This is a genomic window from Myxococcus stipitatus DSM 14675 (assembly GCF_000331735.1).
GTDB classification, from domain to species: Bacteria; Myxococcota; Myxococcia; order Myxococcales; family Myxococcaceae; genus Myxococcus; species Myxococcus stipitatus.
On sequence record NC_020126.1, the window covers coordinates 3970909 to 3988245 of the forward strand.

Below are 17337 nucleotides of genomic sequence, written 5' to 3' on the forward strand. Positions count from 1 at the left end.
CCGGCACTACTGTGCGCCGCAACATGAGCTCACTCGATCTGTCCCCCGCGCACTTCCGTCGCCTCGCCGACCGGGTCTCCACGCTCGCTGAAGAGTGGCTCGAGGAGCTCGACACCCGGCGCATCGCCCCCGACATCACCGGCGCCGCGTCGGAGGCGATGTTCTCCGAGGGCCTTCCCGAGCAGGGCCTGGGTGACGCCTCACTGGATGCCCTCAAGCCCCTCATGGCGGGAACCCGCGCGGGCAATGCGAGGTTCCTCGCTTACGTGTTCGGCTCCGGTGAGCCCGTGGGCGTGCTCGGCGACTACGTGGCCAGCGTCGTCAACCAGAACGTCACCGCGTGGCGCTCAGCGCCCACCGTCGTGAGCCTGGAGCGCTCGGTGGTGCGCAGCCTGGCCAACGCCGTGGGCTGCCCGGGCTTCACCGGAAGCTTCACGGGCGGCGGCTCGTCCGCGAACATGATGGGACTTGCCATGGCCCGCGAGGCGCTCGCTCCGGCCAACGAGGACGGCTCACCCTCCGGCGTGATGTACGCCTCCGCCGAGGTCCACATGTCCATCCCCAAGGCGGTGGCGCTCCTGGGACTGGGCCGGAAGAACCTGCGCCTGATTCCCACCGATGCCCAGTGGCGGATGCGTCCGGATGCACTGGTGAAGGCCATCGAGGAGGACCGGGCCGCCGGCCGCCGCCCCATCGCGGTGATTGCCACGGCGGGCACGGTGAACACGGGCGCGGTGGACCCGCTGCGAGACGTGGCTCGCATCGTGCGCGAGCACGGACTGTGGATGCACGTGGATGGCGCATACGGCGCGCTCGCGGCGATGGCGCACCCCGAGAAGTTCGAGGGACTGGGCGAGGCGGACTCGCTCTCCATGGATGCGCACAAGTGGCTCTACCAGCCCGCGGACTGCGGCGTGCTGCTGTTCCGCGACGCGAAGGCGGCCCGTCGCGCCTTCTCTTTCACGGGGGACTACGCACGCTCGCTGACGGCGGACGCGGTGGAGGGCTTCGCCTTCTTCGACGAGTCCATGGAGCTGTCTCGCCGGGCTCGGGCCCTCAAGGTCTGGCTGTCGGTCCGCTTCCACGGGCTCGCCGCATTCCGTGAGTCCATCCGCCGCGATGTGGCGAACGCGAAGCGACTGGAGGGACTCGTGCGCGAGACCCCCGCGCTGGAGCTGCTGGCTCCCGCCACGCTCAGCGCGGTGTGCTTCCGCTATCGCGCGGGACTCGAAGACGCGCAGCTCGACGACTTCAACACGAAGCTGCTCGCGCACATCAACCGGAGAGGCCGCGTGTACATCTCCAACGCGACGCTGGAGGGGCGCTTCTCCTTGCGCGCCTGCTTCGTGAATCACCGCACCACGCCCGAGGATGTGACCACCGTGCCGCGGGAGGTCCTGGCCGCAGCCGAGGAGCTGAAGGCCCTGTAGCGCCCGCCTGGCGCGCCTGCATGCGCGGGCGCGCGGGCCGAGGCTCTCAGTTCATCGCGCGCGACTTCAGCTTCGCGAACAACTCGGGAGGCATCGCGGCGGTGCCCAGGCGGTGTTCCGCGGAGACCGCCTCGCCGTGGAAGTCGCTGCCCGCGGTGGGCACCAGGTCGAACTCCTTCGACAGCGCCAGGTACTTCTGCCGCGAGAGCGGGTTGTGGTCCGCGTGGAGGACCTCGAGGCCCGCGAGGCCCGCCTTCACCAACTCCCGCAGCTCCATCCGCTCCACCTTCGACGAGCCCGGATGGGCCAGCGTGGCGGTGCCGCCCGCCTTGCGGATGAGGCGAATCGCGTCCGCGCCGTCCAGCTTGAAGCGCTCCACCCAGGCCATGCCTCGCGTCCCCAGGAAGCGGTCGAACGCGGCCTTCATGTCGATGGCCCAGCCCTGGTCCACGAGCACGCGCGCCAGATGGGGCCTGCCCAGCTGCGCATCCCCCGCGATGGCGCGCACGTGCTCCATCCGCACGGGGAACCCCAGGTGCTGCATCTTCGCGACCATGGCCTCCATGCGCTGTTCGCGCTCACCGCGAAGGCGCTGGGCGAAGCGCGCGAGGTCCTCGTCCTCGGGCCGCACGAAGTGCCCCAGGATGTGCACCTCGCGCCCCAGCACGAAGGCGGAGATTTCAATGCCGGGCACCAGCTCCACGCCTCGGGCCTGCGCGGCGACACGGGCTTCCGCCAGGCCCGCCACCGTGTCGTGGTCCGTCACCGAGAGCACCGTCACGCCCGCGGCGGCGGCGCGCGCGAGCAGCTCCGTGGGCGAGTACTGGCCATCGCTGGCGGTGGTGTGTGAATGCAGGTCAATCACGTCGGGCTCCGGGGCGAGCGGTTGAAAGCCGCACGGTCGCGACCTAGGCTCCTCTTCTTCAATCCACGCACGACGTCAAGGGCGATGCCGCAGCACCCACTCCAAATCTCCCGGAAGATTGAGTACGGGTTGCGGGCCATGACGTTCCTTGCCTCGCAGCCGCTCGAGCGCATGGTTCCCTTCCGGGAGATTGCCCGGCGCATGGATGTACCGGAGGACTTCCTCGCGAAGATTCTCAAGGTGCTCGTCTCCCGAAAGCTGGTCCGCTCCACCCGGGGCGCCCATGGTGGCTACGCCCTGGCCCGTCCCGCCCGCGAGCTGACCTTCCTGGATGTCATCGAAGCCGTCGAGGGTCCTGTCATCGTCAACGTCTGCCAGGACACGCAACACGATGGCTGCAAGGCCACCGGAAGCTGCACCATGTACGGCGTGTGGAAGCTGGGCCAGCAGCGGATGCTGGACGTGTACCGCTCCACCACGCTGGACCGCCTGGCCATGACGGAGCTGCGAGGCGCTCAGGAGCCCGGCTCGCCAGCACTCGCCGCGCGTGTCTAGACTCGGCCTCCCATGGCCAAGAAAGCCCAGAAGAGCATCGAGAACAGGGTGTACCTCTTCGAGTCGCTCGCCAGCAGCTACGTGGCCGCGGCCTCGGAGGCGCTGAGCTCCCGCGACGCCGCTGAGCGCGAGCGCGCCCGGAGCGTCCTGGCCGAGCTGGCCTACGTCTCCTGTGTGGTGGCGGACACAGCGGAGCTGTCCGCGGACGAGGTGCGGCAGCTCGTGCTGGGGGAGCCTCGCGCGGCGGGGGCCTCCCGCAAGCGCGGCGGCGGTCGGAAGCGCGACAAGTAGGAGCGGAGGGCTCGAGGGGGTGCTGCCCTTGACGCGCGGGCGGTGTTAGATCGCCGCGCCATGGCCAAGACCCCCTCGAACCCGAAGAAGTCCCTGCGTGCCGCGTACTCCGGCGCGCGCAAGGCGGACCCGCGCCCCATCACTGGCAAGGAGAAGCCGGCGGAGCTGCTGGCCCACGCCTTCAGCGCCTACGTGGGACGCCAGGAGCGCACGGCGTTCGAGCTCATGTGCCAGTCGATGGAACAGGACGCGTCCATCTTCCTCACGCTGTCCGGCGCCATGACGCCCGCGGGCCTCCACCAGAGCTGTCTCATCCCGCTCATCGAGAAGGGCGTCATCTCCGCCATCACCACGACGGGCGCCAACCTCTACCACGACGCCCACCGCATCATCGGCCACGCCATCCGAGAGGTGAACCCCAACGCGGGCGACCTCCAGTACCGCCTGGCGCGCATCATCCGCATCTACGACCTGGGCTTCTGGGAGGAGGCGCTCCTCGACACCGACCGCCTCTTCTCCGCCATCATCCGGCAGCCCGAGTTCCAGAAGAAGATGACCACGCCGGAGTTCCACTACCTGCTCGGCAAGGCCATCCACGGCATCGAGAAGCAGCTCGGCGTGAAGCAGCCCTCGCTGCTCTCCACCTGCTACAAGCACGCGGTGCCCATCTGGGTCGGCGCCGTGCAGGACGGCTCCATCTTCCTCAACATCGTCAAGCTCAAGCGCCTGCTCGGCCCCGAGTTCAAGTTCGAGCTCGACATCAACGACGACGTCTACTCCATGGCCGCGATGCAGCACTTCTGCCGCCACAACGGCAGCAAGCGGCTGGCCATCTGGATTCTCGGCGGCGGCGTGCCCAAGAACTACACCCTCCAGGGGGAGCCGCTGCTGGACCAGATCCTCAACGTCCCCACGGCGGGCTTCGACATCGACCTGCAGTTCTGCGTGGACCCGGTGGACAACGGCGCGCTCTCCAGCTGCCCCGCGGGCGAGGGCCACACCTGGGGCAAGGTCTCCGTGGAGGCCGTGGAGACGGGCTCCGTGTACGTGCACTGCGACGTGACGGCCGTGTTCCCCTGGCTCACGCACGCGCTGCTCAACGACCCCAAGAACAAGCGCAAGCCCATGCGGCTGATGGACCGGCTGCCCGAGGCCGTGAAGTTCCTGGACGCCGACGTGCAGAAGCGGCGCAAGTCGCTGATGAAGACGCTGGACTGGAGCGTGGGGGACGCCGAGCCTTCCACGTCCAAGGACGCGGCGAAGCACGACACCTACGTCCGCTGAAACCCACAGGCCCCGAGGAGCTTCGACATGAGCCAGCAACAGCCCCCCGCAACCGGCGTGGTGATGACCCTGGTCAGCCACCCCCAGTTCAAGACGCAGCTCTCCCACGGGCCCTCCGGCTCGGGCTTCGCGACGGAGGCGCCGCGAGACAACGGCGGCACCGGCGGCAGCTTCTCTCCCACGGACCTGGTGGGCGCGGCGCTGATGTCCTGCGCGGTGACGACGATGCACCTGTTCGCCTCGCGCGAGGGCATCTCCCTGGGGGAGATTCGCGCCCGCGTGGAGAAGCGCATGACGCCGCCGCCGCGCCGCATCGGTGAGCTGGTGCTGGACATCCAGATGCCCGCGGGCCTCTCCGCCGAGAACCGCTCCCGCCTGGAGCAGGTCGGCCGCGAGTGTCCGGTGGCGCGCAGCCTCCACCCCGACGTGAAGCTGCCCGTGACGTTCAGCTACCCGGACTGAGTCGGCCGCTCGGCCGCCTTGCGAGAGAGCCTCCTGGCCGTCGCTGCCAGGGGGCCCCAGCATGCAGAGCCTTTCCCGACACGGGAGGGGTGGCATGGACGCGAAGCGGCTCGGCATCTACCTCAGCGACCACCACGCGGGCTCCGTGGCCGGCATCGCGCTGGCGCGGAGGACGGAGTCGGAGAATCACAGCAACCCCGTGGGCCACTTCCTCGCCGGACTCATCCCCGAGCTGCGCGAGGACCAGCACACGCTCGAGGCCGTGATGCGGGTGATGGGCCTGCGCTCGGACGCACTCAAGTCCCGCGCCGCGTGGGTCGCGGAGAAGGTGGGGCGCCTGAAGCTCAACGGCTCCTGGGTGCGCTACTCGCCGCTGAGCCGCCTGGTGGAGCTGGAGGCCCTGTGCACCGGCACCGAGGGCCGCATCTCCCTGTGGAGCACGCTGGCGCGCCTCCAGCTCCAGGACCTGCGCCTGTCCGCCTTCGACTTCGAGGTCCTCATCGCCCGGGCCGACGTGCAGAAGGCGGCCCTCCAGCGCCTGCGCGCCCGCGCCGCGGACGTGGCCTTCGCGGACGTGTCCACGCCCTTCGGCGCGGGGGAGCCCGCCATCGCCAGCTACTGAAGACACCACGCCCCCCGGCGCACCCGAGCGGGTCGGGGCGGCGGAGGGCGGAGTGCGCTCGGGGCTGTCGTCCAGGGACTACGTGCCCGACGGAACCACGGGCGGGCGCGTCGCGTCCGGCTGGGGCAGGAGCTTCAGCTGGCTGGCGCTTCCGGTGAAGGTCGCGTCCACGCCGCGCTCCAGGTACGTGTAACCGGACAGGCCGTCCTCGTACATGCGCAGCAGGGTGCGCGACTCGTCCAGGGAGATGCGACCCTGGCGCAGGGCCATCTCGGTGAACTTGCGCAGCCGGGCGACGAGGTCGTCCTTGTTGTAGCTGACGTAGTTGAGGACCTCGGTCACCGTGTCACCGGCCACCACGTGGTCGATGAGGTAGCCGCCGTTGGGCGCCAGCGACACCTGCACGGTGTGCGTGTCTCCGAAGAGGTTGTGCAGGTCGCCGAGGATCTCCTGGTACGCGCCGACCAGGAAGATGCCCACGTAGTAGTCGTCATCGTTGAGCGCGTGCAGCTCCAGCGCGTCCTTCACCTCGCGCTTGTCGATGAAGTGCTCGATCTTCCCGTCCGAGTCGCAGGTGATGTCCGCCAGCGTCGCGCGACGCGTGGGCTTCTCCGCGAGCCGGTGGATGGGCATCATCGGGAACAGCTGGTCGATGGCCCACGAGTCCGGCAGCGACTGGAACACCGAGAAGTTGCAGAAGTAGGTGTCGCTCAGCGACTTCTCCAGCGACTCCAGCTCCTCCGGCATCTCGCCCGCCTCACGCGCGATGCGCATGATCTTGTGGCAGGTGGCCCAGTAGATGTTCTCCGCCGCCACGCGCTGCTCGAGCGACAGGTGGCCCAGCGAGAAGAGCGTGAGGCTCTCCTCCTTGGCGTCCTGCGCGTCGTGCCACGCCTCCAGGAGGTTCTTGTTCGTCACCTCGCGGTAGGTGGCCAGCAGGTTGCGCACCACGGAGGGCGCCTTGTCGTCCACCTTGTCCGGCACGCTCACCGGGTCGAACTCGCTGGTGCCCAGCACGTCCACCACCAGCACCGCGTGGTGGGCGACGACGGCGCGGCCGGACTCGGAGACCAGCGTGGGGTGGGGCACGCCCGCGCGGTCACACGCCTCCATGACGCCGAACACCACGTCGTTGGCGTACTCCTCCGTCGTGTAGTTCATCGACGAGGCGAAGTTCGTCTGCGAGCCGTCGTAGTCCACGCCCAGGCCGCCGCCGACGTCCAGGTACTTCAGCGGCGCGCCCTGCCGCGCCACCTCCACGTAGAAGCAGCCCACCTCGCGCAGCGCGTTCTTCACGTTGCGGATGTTGGAGATCTGGCTTCCCAGGTGGAAGTGCAAGAGCTCGAACGCGGGCAGCAGGCCCGTGTCCTTCATGAAGCCGATGCAGCCCATCAGCTCCGACGAGGACAGGCCGAACTTGGAGCGGTCTCCGCCGCTGGCCTCCCACTTACCGGCGCCACGCGTGGACAGCTTCACGCGCATGCCCAGGCGCGGGGTGATGCCGGTGCGGCGCGCCACCTCGGCGATGAGGGGCAGCTCGCTGGGCTTCTCCACCACGAGGATGACGTTGCGGCCCAGGCGCGAATAGAACAGGGCCGTCTCGATGTACTCCTCATCCTTGTAGCCGTTGCAGATGACGAGCGCGTCCTCGTTCTCGAGCAGCGCCATCACCGCCATCAGCTCGGGCTTGCTGCCGGCCTCCAGGCCGTAGTTGTAGCCCTTGCCCGCCTCGATGATGGTCTCCACCACGTAGCGGTGCTGGTTCACCTTGATGGGGTAGACGCCCCGATAGCCGCCCTTGAAGCCCTGGTCGGTCATCGCCTTGCGGAAGGCTTCGTTGAGGTGCACCACGCGGTGGCGCAACACATCCGTGAAGCGCAGGAGCAACGGCAGGCCGATTCCCCGGCGGCGGACTTCGTCCACCAGGTCCTTGAGGTCCATGCTGGGGGCCTGGGGCCCGTCCGGGTGGACGCAGACGTGGCCCTTGTCATTGATTCCGAAATAGGGCGAGCCCCAGTTCCGGATTCCATAGAGCTCATGCGCGTCAGCGAGGGTCCAGCGGTGCGGAGGGGCGTTAGCGGGCATCGTCGGTTCGAGGCTCCCAGGGAGGAACGTCGTGAGGGTGGACTGCGGTCAACACTCGAGGGGCGCGGGAACTATAGGAAAGCCCCCCATCATTCAACAGCCGGCTGAAAAGGGGACGAGCGGCCGGGCAAGCGGCCTCCTCGGGTCCCTGTCCTGACGGGCGGACCTTCCATCCGATTCCTACCCTTTCCTCGAAGGTTCGAGAGGCCGCGTGGTGAGAAGGGGAGGGTACATGGAGCCGTCCGCACGCAGGGAAGAAGCGCCGCTGACCCCTCGGGAAATCTATGAGCGGCTGGACCGCTACGTCATCGGCCAGGACGCCGCGAAGCGCGCGGTGGCCATCGCCGCCCACAACCACCTCAAGCGGGTCCAGGCCCGCAGGGTGAGGCGGCAGTCGCTCATCAAGAAGTCCAACATCCTGCTCATCGGCCCCACCGGGAGCGGCAAGACGCACATCGCCCGCAACCTGGCGGACATCCTCCACGTGCCGTTCACCACCGTGGACGCCACCGAGTACACGGAGGCGGGCTACTACGGGAAGGACGTGGAGGTGATGATCTCCGACCTGCTCCTCAAGGCGAACCACTCCGTCGAGGACACGCAGCGGGGCATCATCTTCGTGGACGAGGTGGACAAGATTGCCCGCCGCTCGCAGGGCGCCCGCAACGGTGCGGGCAGCCGGGACATCGGCGGGGAGGGTGTCCAGCAGGGCCTGCTCAAGCTCCTGGAGGGGCGCGAGGTCTACGTGCCGCTCAACGTCACCCAGGCGTGGAACAAGAGCGACTTCGTGCAGGTGGACACGCGCGACATCCTCTTCATCTGCGCGGGCACCTTCAGCGACCTGCACGACGCGGGGGACGAGTCCAGCCGGCCGCTGGGCTTCGGCGCGGATGCCGCGGCCCGCTTGCGCAGGCGCATCAGCACCCGGCAGCTGGTGGAGTTCGGGATGCTGGCGGAGTTCCTCGGGCGCCTGCCGGTGGTGGTGCAGCTGGAGCTCTTGGGCGAGCCGGAGCTGATGCGCGTCCTCACGGAGCCGCCGGACTCCATCGTCCGGGAGTTTCATGAGCTGCTGGCCATGGATGACCTGGAGCTGGACTTCGATGACGCGGCCCTCCGCGAGGTGGTGCACTACTCGGTGTCTCGCGGGCTGGGGGCTCGCGGGCTGCGCTCCATCCTGGAGCACGTCATGGCGGATGTCATGTTCGAGGCTCCCGAACATCGCAAGCGGCATCTTCGCGTGGACGCGGACTACGTGCGCGCGCGGCTGAAGGGGCTGGATGCCGTGCAGCTCAACGTGTGACGTCGTCGTGACGCTCGGAGGCTCGGGCCGCCGCTCCCAGGCGCGCGGCCACGTCCGGGTCCTGGATGAGCTGGAGGACCAGGTCGTTGCGCAGGAGCGCGGCGGTGTCTCCTCGCGCGAGCGCCTGCTTCACCTTGTCGTCCTGGAGCAGCTTCAGGAAGCGCGGGTCCTTGCGCAGGGCCTTGTAGGCGGGGTCGTTCTTGAGCTGGGCCGCGCGCTCCGGGTCTCCCGCCGCCTTCGCCACCTGGACCATGTCGTCCATGGGGGCGAACTGGGTCATCTCGAAGAGGTTGAAGCGGCGCGCGGCCTGGGCGGCCAGCGAGTCGTGGGGGGAGACACCCAGGCGCCGGCCGGCGACGATGACGTGCTGCTCGAAGAAGGCGAGCGCGCTGAGGGCCAGCCACGCGAAGGCGGCCGTCTTTCCCGCGCCGAGCAGGAAGCCCAGCAGCCGGTCCACGCTGCGGTCCTGGTTGTCCTTGCCGGTGGCGAGGAAGCGCTGGAGGAGCGAGCCCAGCGCGTAGCGGACCGAGAGCCACACGCAGATGAAGAGGAGCACCGTGCCGGCGACGAGGCCGACGAGCAGCGGGCCGTCGAGGGCCTCCGCCATGTGGGGCGCGACGAGCGGCCCCAGCTTGCGTGAGGCGAAGTAGCCCAGCGCGAGGCCCACCCAGTTGGCCACCTGGCGCGACGCCCCGGTGAAGGCGCCGATGAGGCCGAAGAACAGCACCATGCCCAGGATGATGAGGTCGATGACCATGGGGCTTTCCGGCGCCTCCGCGTGGCGTCAGCGAATCTTGAACGAGTCGCCCTTGCCCTTGGACTCTTCCTGCAGACGCTTCTGGGCTTCGAGGAGGCTCTCCTTGTAGCGCGCGTTGGAGGGCTCGTAGGTGAGGGCCATCTTGAGGTTCCGCTCGGCGGCGGACCAGTTGTTGGCCTCGATGTCCTTCTGGGCCTGTTGGTAGAACTGGCGTCCCTTGGGGTGGGTGCCGATCTGCTCCTCCTGCTCCTTCTTCGCGGCGGCCTTGGTCTCCGCCTCGGAGGCCTCGGTGAAGCGCAGCTTCTGGGCGCGCTCCGGGCTCGAGATGTCGGCGAGGTACTTCTTGCGCTTCGTGTCGTCGCGCAGGACGTAGTAGGCCTCGGTGACGCGCTTGTAGAGCTCGTGGACCTGCTCCTTCAGGAGCTTGTCCGTGATGTGGAAGAAGCGGTCCGGGTGGTACGTGCGGCTCTCGCGGTAGAACGCCTTCTTGATGTCGGCGGGAGCGGCGGTGCGCTCCAGCAGGAGCACCTCGAAGTAGTCGAGCTGGTCCAGCTTCGCGCAGCGCGACGCGAGGTCCGCGAGCTGGTTCGCGTCGAGCCCGGTGCCCTTGCCCGCGCTGCCCGGCGGAGGCGGTGGAGACACCGCGCTCGCGGGAGGTGGAGGTGGCGTCAGCGGCGCCACCGAGGGGATCGCCGGCGCGATGGGCGGCACCACGGGGCTGACCGAGGGGGCTCGAGGCGCGGCGGCCACGGGCGCCACGGTTCCCGCAGGAGGGGGACGGGGCGGCAGCGAGGCGGGGGCGATCGCCGGGAGCGACATGGTCGGCCGGGAGCCTGGACGCGGTTGGGGCGGGGAGCCTGGGGGCGGAGGCGGTGCGACCTGTCCGACGGCGAGCGTCGGCGGAGGGCGCGGCGGAGTCGCGGGCGCGGCGGGAATGCTCGGGACGATGGGGCGAGGAGCCGCGGCGGCCTGCGGCTGGAGCGCGGGCACTGCGGGCGCGATGGAGGGCACCATCGGTGCGATGGAGGGGGCCATCGGCGGGACGGAGGGCACACCTTGCGAGGCGGAGGGGGCCATCGGCGCGACGGAGGGCACACCTTGCGAGGCGGAGGGGGCCATCGGCGCGATGGTGGGCACACCTTGCGCGACGGGGCGGACGGAGGGAACCGCCGGCACAGGCGCGATGCCCGGAGCAACGGGCGGGGGTGTACTTCCCACGGGGGCCGCTCGCGCCACGGGCGCACCCTGTACGGTGGAGACCGGAGGAGGATTCGTGCCCGCCACTGGAGCGCGAGGCGCGGGGCCCGTGACCGGAGCGGGCGTGGGAGGCACTGCGCCTGATGTCCGGCTCGCGACCGGATCAGGAGGCACTGCGCCGTGTCGGAGGCTCGCGACTGGAGCAGGAGTCGGAGGCACGGCCCCTGGCGCCCTGCTCGCGACAGGCGCAGGAGGCACTGCGCTGGCAGTGGGCCCCGCGATTGGAGCCGTCGCGGGAGGAACGGCTCCGGATGCGCGGCCCGCGACTGGCGCCGCAGTGAGAGGCCTGTCGCCGGGCGCGGGCGGAGGTGCTGCCGAGGGCGTGCCAGCAACGCGAGGCGGCGTACCCGAGAGCGGCGCGGCCACTCCCGGCTGTGCTCCGCGAACCGTGACGGGCGCGGGAGTCAGCGGAGCTCCTGCACCTGTTGCCGACGTGGGCACCCCGCTTTGCGGCAGGCTGCTCGCCGCGACACCGGGCGGCGCGGATGCCGGAGACACTCCGGGCTGCGCACCCACGGGCGCGACACGCGGCGCGGGAGTCCCGGGCACGGCTCGCGGCGCCGTGGCTCCTGCACCCGGAGGCGCGAGCCCCACGGGCGTCCCACGTGGATCAGGCCCCGAAACAGGCGGCGCGGGAGTCCCGGGCACGGCTTGCGGCGCCACTGCTCCTGCACCCGGAGACGCGAGCCCCACGGGCGCGACACGCGGCGCGGGAGTCCCGGGCACGGCTCGCGGCGCCGTGGCTCCTGCACCCGGAGACGCGAGCCCCACGGGCGTCCCACGTGGATCAGGCCCCGAAACAGGCGGAGCGGGAGGCACGGCCCCTCGCGCCACCTCTCCACCCGGCGGCGGCGGTGGCATCCCCGCGCGTGCTGCCGAAGGCTGTTGCGGCACCGCGGCGGGCGCACCCACCGCCGGCATCGCCGCCACCGTGGGCCTGGCACCCGCGGGCGTGGAGGCACTCACGGTGGGCAGCCCCGTGGCACTCATCCGCTGCGGCGCTGGCGCGGAGACCGCGGGGATGGACACCGTGGGCCGCTGTGACTGGGGCACGGAGGGCGCGGCGACCCCGGGAGGGGCCGCCTGTGCCGAGGCCACCGGCTTCGCGACGGGTGCGGGCGTGGTCGGCACGGCGGCCGTCATCCGTGGAATGGCGGGACGCGCGGGAGCCGCCGGTGTCCCGGGCGGGCCTCCCGGCGGCTTGCCGGAGCTGGGATCGGATGGCTCGGACATCGGGGTCGTCTACTGGGCCACGGCGGGCAGGTCGGTGTTGTGGTGCCCGGCGAGACGGGTGCTCCGGTTCGCCTGGATGGACTTCTGGATGTCGGCCTCGGTCATGCCGGACGACAGCGTGATGGTCGTCGACGTCTTCTGACCCGTCTCCGTGTCACACGCGGAGACGTTCACCAGGCCATCGGTGTTGATCTCGAAGGTGACCTCGATCTTCACCTCGCCGCGATACCCGATGCGGAACCCCGCGAACTCGAACTCGCCGAGCATCTCGCACTCATCGGCCCGGTTGGACTCGCCCTGATACACGCGAATCTTCACCTTCTCCTGGCCATCGCGGCTGGTGGTGAACGCCTTCGAGCGGTCGATGGGCACCGGCGTGTTCTTGTCGATGATCTTCTCGGTGTACCCACCCACCGTGCCGATGCGCAGCGTCAGCGGCGTGACGTCCACCAGGAACGTCTCCGTCTTGCTGTCCAGCAGCGCATGCGACTGGAGCGCCGCGCCCATCGCCACGACCTGGTCGGGATTGATTCCCTCCAGCGGCGCCTTCTGGAAGTAGTGCTTCACCGAGTTGCGGATGATGGGCAGCCGCGTCGGTCCACCCACCAGGATGACCGCGTCGATGTCCGCCGCCGTCAGCCGCGCACTCTGCAGCGCCTCGTCGCACACCTTGAACGTGCGCTGCACCAGGTCCATCACCATCCGGTTGAACTGGTCCTGGTTGAGCGTGTTGCGCAGGTCCATCACGTTGCCCTGCGCGTCCTGGCAGATGCCCGCGCAGAGGATGTCCGCGTGGCCCGTCTGCCCCACGTCGATCTTCGCCTTCTCCGCGGCCTCCTTCAGCATCTGCAGACAGAACTTGTTCTGCCGCAAATCCAACCGCGTCTTGCCCAGGAAGTCGTCCGCCAGGTACGTCATGATGCGGTCGTCGAAGTCGTCGCCGCCCAGGTACGTGTCGCCCGCCGTCGCGAGCACCTCGAAGACGTCCTTGCCAATCTCCAGGATGGACACGTCGAACGTGCCGCCGCCCAGGTCATACACGACGACGCGCTGATTGACGTCCCGTCCGAAACCGTACGCCAGCGCCGCGGCGGTGGGCTCGTTGAGGATGCGAAGCACCTCCAGCCCCGCGATGCGACCGGCGTCCTTGGTGGCCTGGCGCTGGTTGTCGTTGAAGTACGCGGGCACGGTGACCACGGCCTTGGTCACCTCGCGGCCCAGGTACGTCTCCGCCACCGCCTTCATCTCCTTGAGCACCAGCGCGGAGATCTCCGGCAACGAATACGTCCGCTCCCGCACACCGATGCGCACCGAGTTGTTGTCGCCCTCGACAATCCGATACGGCATCACCGCCTGCGCCTTCTTCACCTCGTCGGAGAAGTAGTAGCGCCCGATGAGCCGCTTCGCGGAGTACACCGTCATCTCCGGGCTGGTGATGATGTTCTTCTTCGCGGCGTTGCCCACCAGCACCGAGCCATCCTCGAGGAAGGACACGCAGGAGGCATGCGTCGTCTCGCCCCACTCATTGGGGATGACGAGGGGCTGGCCGTCCTGGACCACCGACACGCACGAGTACGACGTGCCGAGGTCGATGCCGATTGCGATGTCGTCCGACATTCCATCTCCGGTGAAGGGCTCGAGCCCGAGGCCGTCGGTGAAGCGCCCGGAGGTTAGGAGCCTCCGCCGGACGTGTCAATGTTCGTGCAATGTAAAGCCTAGCTATTTCAGGCACTTAGCGATGAGTTGACCAGTCGGGGGTGCTGGCTTGAGGGGGGAATGGGACGTCATTATCTATGGGGAAAAGGAGTTCTCCCTCATGTCCGTTGTCCTTGCCGCCCTCACGTCGGACCCGAATCTGCTGAAGTGCGAGCTGCACCGGCTCGCGGGGCAGGTGCTCGTGCAGACGGAGCCTCGGGCCAACGCGATGGGAGTGGGGGCCTATGCCCAGGATGAGGTCCTCCTGCGGCGCTTCTCCAGTGCGGAAGCGGACCCTTCACTCGCGCAGCTGGCCCCACCCAACGAGTCGGAGGCCCTGCTGTTCCATGCGAGCCGGCTGCCCGTGGGCCTCTCGTTCGAGGAGAACACCCAGCCCTTCCGAGCGCGCCGCTGGTTGTTCGCCCACCAGGGCAGTGTGAGTGGCTTCGACGCACTGCGTGCACCGCTGATGGCGTCGCTGCCCGAACACATCCAGCGCCTGGTGCGTGGGTCGACCGACAGCGAGGTGCTGTTCGGCGTCTTCCTGCGTCACCTGCGGGACGTGGGGCGCACGGATGATCCTCGGCTGGAGGCGCGGGTCGCCGGGGGACTCCTGGCGGACACCGCTCGCGAGGTCATCAAGCGCTCCATGGAGGCAGGCATCCCCCGCGCCTCCACCCTGAACCTGGTGGCCACCAATGGCTTCATCCTGGTGGCCTGCCGGTTCGGCGAGGAGCCGCTGTATTACTCACGCCTGGAAGGCGGCACGGAGTGTGAGCCCTGCGGTGTGACGGCGAGCACTCCCGAGACGCAGCCCGCGGTGGGGGCCCACCGCCGCCGCCGCACCGTCGTCGTCGCCAGTCACTTGAAGCGCCCGGGAAGCTGGGTGGAGTTGCCTCGCGGCACCACGCTCGCCGTGGGGCCGGACCTCCAGGTTCAGCTCGTCACCGGAACTTGAGCGCTCGGGGCGCTCCCCGCGTGTAGAGTCTCACGCGCGTCGCGCGGGGTGTTTCCGCCCCTGGCGCTTGGGGTGCCTCGTGTGTTGACGCACGGAAATCCCGAAGCGTGCTGGCGCGAGCCAGTGAAACATGGATTGTAAACAGCAAAATCAAGTAACTCGGACACCGCTTGCGGGGATGAGCAGCGGAGTTGCGGGGTGGATTGTGAACCTCTTTACAATCCGCGGGCATTCATTGCCTGATTCTCACTCTCGCAATCTCCAGCAGATTCCTCAGGGACTGATTTTGCCGTCGCCCCAAGTGTCCACAGTGGTGCCTGAGTCGCGGTTGACCGTGGTGGTTCGCCATCCGGTGGACTCGGTGGTGGCCGCGTCGTTGGCGCGGCGGTTCGGACGGGAGTCGGGGTTGTCGGCGGCGTCCAGCGCGGAGGTGGCCCTGGTGGTGAGTGAGCTGGCCACCAACCTGGTCCGCCACACGCGGCAGGGTGGGACGGTGGAGCTGTGGCGCGAGGACGCCTGGCTCTGCATCCGCGCGTTGGACCGAGGCCCTGGCATGACGGAGCCCGAGCGGCTCTTCGCGGGCCGGGAGGGCCGTCCGGGGCCGTTGCCGGGGGAGAGTCTGGGAGAAGGTGGCGCCGCGGTGCGACGGCTGACCGACGAGGTCCGCGTGTCCAACCGCGAGGGTGGGGGGCTGGAAGTGTTTGCTCGCAAGCGCATGACACGGGAGGCGAGGAGAACGTGGTGAGCCGGGGCATGTTGAGCGCTCAGCTGTTGAGTGTATTGCAGCACTTCATGTCGGAGACCGCCGCGCGGTTGGTGTTGCGCGGCACGCTGGAGTCGCTGCGGGTGTCGGCGGATACGATGAGCGTGGCGGAGCTGCCTCGGGTCATCGATGCGCTGGAGCCGGCGACGCGGCACTTCGTGGACGCGGCTCGGAGGCCGGACCTGGCCGCGAAGCTCAGGGCCGTGATGGCGAAGGCCTCGGCGGCGTCCGCGCCGTCGCTCGGCCTGCGGGAGCCGAGCCCCCCGGCCGCCGCGGCGGCGACCCCGGAGGCTCGGCCCACGACGTACCTGGTGCGGACGGAGGCGGACGCGAGCCATGCGCGGCTGTCGGCGCGTGCGATGTGCGAGGCGTTGGGGGGGCGTGGCTATGAATGCCAGAAGGTCGCGACGGCGGTGAGCGAGCTGGCGCGCAACCAGATTTCGTATGCGGGGGGCGGCACCATCCAGCTGATTCCCGTGCAGTCGCCGCGCAAGCTCTTGCGCGTGCGCGCCGAGGACCAGGGGCGGGGCATTCCCGAGCTGGACCGGGTGCTGTCGGGGACGTACCGGAGCAAGACGGGGATGGGGTTGGGGCTCTTGGGCGTCAAGCGGCTGGCGGACAAGTTCGAGGTGAACACCGGCATCGCCGGGACGCAGGTGGAGTTCGAGGTGTGGCTGTGAGGTTGTCGGCGGCCCACCTGACGCGCCCGAAGGTGGGCGAGGTGGAGAACGGCGACGGGGTGTTGGTGCGCCGGGAGGGGCCGTACACGTTGCTCGCGGTGGTGGACGCCTTGGGGCACGGTCCGGCCGCGGCGCAGGCCTCGGCCGAGGCGCTGCGGTGTCTGGGCCAGGTGGCGTTGAGCTCCTCGGTGGCGTCCGTGGCGGAGGCGCTCCATGTGGCGCTGAAGCACGGGCGGGGCGCGGCGGCGATGCTCGCGGTGTTCGACGGACACACGCTGCACTGTGCGGGCGTGGGGAACGTGGAGCTGCGCACGGTGGGCACGCGGGTGCCGGTGCTTCCCACGCCGGGCATCCTGGGGCAGTCGTTCCGCACGCTGCGGACGCTGTCGACGCCGCTGGTGGTGGGGGACCGGGTGGCCCTCTTCAGCGATGGGTTGAGCTTTCGAGTGGACCTGGAGCAGGTCCGAACGCAGTCCCCTGACATGGCCTGTGCGTTCCTGCTAGAGCGCTTTGGCCGTACCACCGATGACGCCACCGTGCTGGTGGCGGACGTGGAGCCGTCATGAGCATCTCGGACCTTCCGCGGCACGCGCGCGAGCTGTCGCGCATTCCCATCATCCCGCTGTGGGGACAGCTCATCGTCCCCCTCCAGGGTGACATCACCGACGCGCAGGCCGCGCAGCTCTGCTCGGATGTGCTGGCGGACATCCAGCGCACGGGCGCCAAGGGCATGGTGGTGGATATCTCCGGCCTGTGGCTGGTGGACAGCCACCTGTGCGCGGTGCTGGCGCGGCTTGCGGGCTCGGCTCGGCTGATGGGGACTCGCACGGTGCTGTGTGGCATGGGCGCGGATGTGGCGCTCACGCTGCAGAGCATGGGGATTCAGCTGGACGGCGTGGAGACGGCGCTGGGGCTGGAGGAGGGTTTGTCGCTGCTGGGAATCACCGCGGTGGGCGCGCGCACGGCGGAGTCGGAGCGCGAGGCGGCCCAGAAGCTCGCGGATGAGATGCTGGGCCTGGAGGCGGTGGTGGCGCCTCGGTCCTCGGTCGTCTGAAGAGGTGGGTGCCCATCGAGCCGGGTGTCTCCACTCGGCTCGATGG

At 69.4% G+C, this 17337-nt stretch carries 18 protein-coding genes; 13 read left to right on the top strand and 5 right to left on the bottom strand.

Annotated elements, in window-relative coordinates; genetic code table 11:
• Window positions 1-23 precede the first annotated feature (23 nt).
• Window positions 24-1430 carry a pyridoxal phosphate-dependent decarboxylase family protein gene (locus MYSTI_RS15545; RefSeq protein WP_015348719.1) on the top strand — a complete coding sequence of 469 codons (1407 nt, stop codon included), beginning with the start codon at window positions 24-26 and terminating at the stop codon, window positions 1428-1430.
• A gap of 46 nt (window positions 1431-1476) precedes the next feature.
• On the opposite strand, the gene MYSTI_RS15550 is transcribed toward MYSTI_RS15545, so the two are convergent.
• A complete protein-coding gene (locus MYSTI_RS15550) occupies window positions 1477-2295 on the bottom strand; it encodes a PHP domain-containing protein (RefSeq protein ID WP_015348720.1) in 819 nt (272 codons plus the stop codon).
• 84 nt (window positions 2296-2379) lie between these two features.
• Between MYSTI_RS15550 and MYSTI_RS15555 the strand changes: the two genes are divergently transcribed.
• The 5 genes from MYSTI_RS15555 to MYSTI_RS15575 all read left to right on the top strand — a co-directional run bounded on the left by MYSTI_RS15555 (window position 2380) and on the right by MYSTI_RS15575 (window position 5509).
• Window positions 2380-2850, top strand: a complete 471-nt coding sequence (locus MYSTI_RS15555) for an RrF2 family transcriptional regulator (protein WP_015348721.1) — start codon at window positions 2380-2382, stop codon at window positions 2848-2850.
• Window positions 2851-2862: 12 nt separating this feature from the next.
• On the top strand, window positions 2863-3141 hold the full coding sequence (locus MYSTI_RS15560) for a hypothetical protein (protein WP_015348722.1): 279 nt from the start codon (window positions 2863-2865) through the stop codon (window positions 3139-3141).
• 60 nt (window positions 3142-3201) lie between these two features.
• Window positions 3202-4425, top strand: a complete 1224-nt coding sequence (locus MYSTI_RS15565) for a deoxyhypusine synthase family protein (protein WP_015348723.1) — start codon at window positions 3202-3204, stop codon at window positions 4423-4425.
• 27 nt (window positions 4426-4452) lie between these two features.
• Entirely contained in the window at window positions 4453-4887 is a 435-nt protein-coding gene (locus tag MYSTI_RS15570; protein ID WP_015348724.1) for an OsmC family protein, read from the top strand.
• Between the two features lie 94 nt (window positions 4888-4981).
• Window positions 4982-5509 (top strand): hypothetical protein, encoded by a 528-nt coding sequence (locus MYSTI_RS15575; protein WP_015348725.1) that lies wholly within the window; start codon window positions 4982-4984, stop codon window positions 5507-5509.
• Between the two features lie 78 nt (window positions 5510-5587).
• Here MYSTI_RS15575 and speA read toward each other — a convergent pair whose 3' ends face one another.
• Window positions 5588-7594, bottom strand: a complete 2007-nt coding sequence (gene speA, locus MYSTI_RS15580; RefSeq protein ID WP_015348726.1) for a biosynthetic arginine decarboxylase — start codon at window positions 7592-7594, stop codon at window positions 5588-5590.
• 232 nt (window positions 7595-7826) lie between these two features.
• Between speA and clpX the strand changes: the two genes are divergently transcribed.
• Window positions 7827-8894, top strand: coding sequence for an ATP-dependent Clp protease ATP-binding subunit ClpX (gene clpX, locus MYSTI_RS15585; RefSeq protein ID WP_015348727.1), 1068 nt, complete (start codon window positions 7827-7829; stop codon window positions 8892-8894).
• Here the strand turns inward: clpX and MYSTI_RS15590 are convergent.
• Together MYSTI_RS15590 and MYSTI_RS15595 are read right to left on the bottom strand one after the other, a co-directional pair.
• A complete protein-coding gene (locus MYSTI_RS15590; protein ID WP_015348728.1) occupies window positions 8884-9651 on the bottom strand; it encodes a CvpA family protein in 768 nt (255 codons plus the stop codon). The two genes, clpX and MYSTI_RS15590, sit on opposite strands and share 11 nt — an antisense overlap.
• A 27-nt stretch (window positions 9652-9678) precedes the next feature.
• Entirely contained in the window at window positions 9679-10869 is a 1191-nt protein-coding gene (locus MYSTI_RS15595; protein WP_233278285.1) for a J domain-containing protein, read from the bottom strand.
• Window positions 10870-10991: 122 nt separating this feature from the next.
• On the opposite strand from MYSTI_RS15595, the gene MYSTI_RS43830 reads away from it, so the two are divergent.
• Window positions 10992-11189, top strand: coding sequence for a hypothetical protein (locus MYSTI_RS43830; protein WP_169558636.1), 198 nt, complete (start codon window positions 10992-10994; stop codon window positions 11187-11189).
• A gap of 961 nt (window positions 11190-12150) precedes the next feature.
• Here MYSTI_RS43830 and MYSTI_RS15600 read toward each other — a convergent pair.
• The gene (locus MYSTI_RS15600; RefSeq protein ID WP_015348730.1) at window positions 12151-13758 is read right to left on the bottom strand and encodes an Hsp70 family protein; all 1608 of its coding nucleotides are present in this window, start codon (window positions 13756-13758) and stop codon (window positions 12151-12153) included.
• A gap of 199 nt (window positions 13759-13957) precedes the next feature.
• Between MYSTI_RS15600 and MYSTI_RS15605 the strand changes: the two genes are divergently transcribed.
• From MYSTI_RS15605 to MYSTI_RS15625, 5 genes are all read left to right on the top strand, one after another.
• Window positions 13958-14794: a class II glutamine amidotransferase gene (locus tag MYSTI_RS15605; RefSeq protein ID WP_015348731.1), complete on the top strand. Its 837-nt coding sequence runs from the start codon at window positions 13958-13960 to the stop codon at window positions 14792-14794.
• Between the two features lie 334 nt (window positions 14795-15128).
• On the top strand, window positions 15129-15539 hold the full coding sequence (locus tag MYSTI_RS15610; RefSeq protein ID WP_233278350.1) for an ATP-binding protein: 411 nt from the start codon (window positions 15129-15131) through the stop codon (window positions 15537-15539).
• The gene (locus MYSTI_RS15615; RefSeq protein ID WP_015348733.1) at window positions 15536-16237 is read left to right on the top strand and encodes an ATP-binding protein; all 702 of its coding nucleotides are present in this window, start codon (window positions 15536-15538) and stop codon (window positions 16235-16237) included. Before MYSTI_RS15610 ends, MYSTI_RS15615 begins: the two co-directional genes overlap by 4 nt.
• On the top strand, window positions 16228-16803 hold the full coding sequence (locus MYSTI_RS15620; RefSeq protein WP_144370084.1) for a SpoIIE family protein phosphatase: 576 nt from the start codon (window positions 16228-16230) through the stop codon (window positions 16801-16803). Before MYSTI_RS15615 ends, MYSTI_RS15620 begins: the two co-directional genes overlap by 10 nt.
• Complete coding sequence (locus MYSTI_RS15625; RefSeq protein WP_015348735.1) at window positions 16800-17291, top strand: STAS domain-containing protein; 492 nt, start codon at window positions 16800-16802, stop codon at window positions 17289-17291. Before MYSTI_RS15620 ends, MYSTI_RS15625 begins: the two co-directional genes overlap by 4 nt.
• Window positions 17292-17337 lie beyond the last annotated feature (46 nt).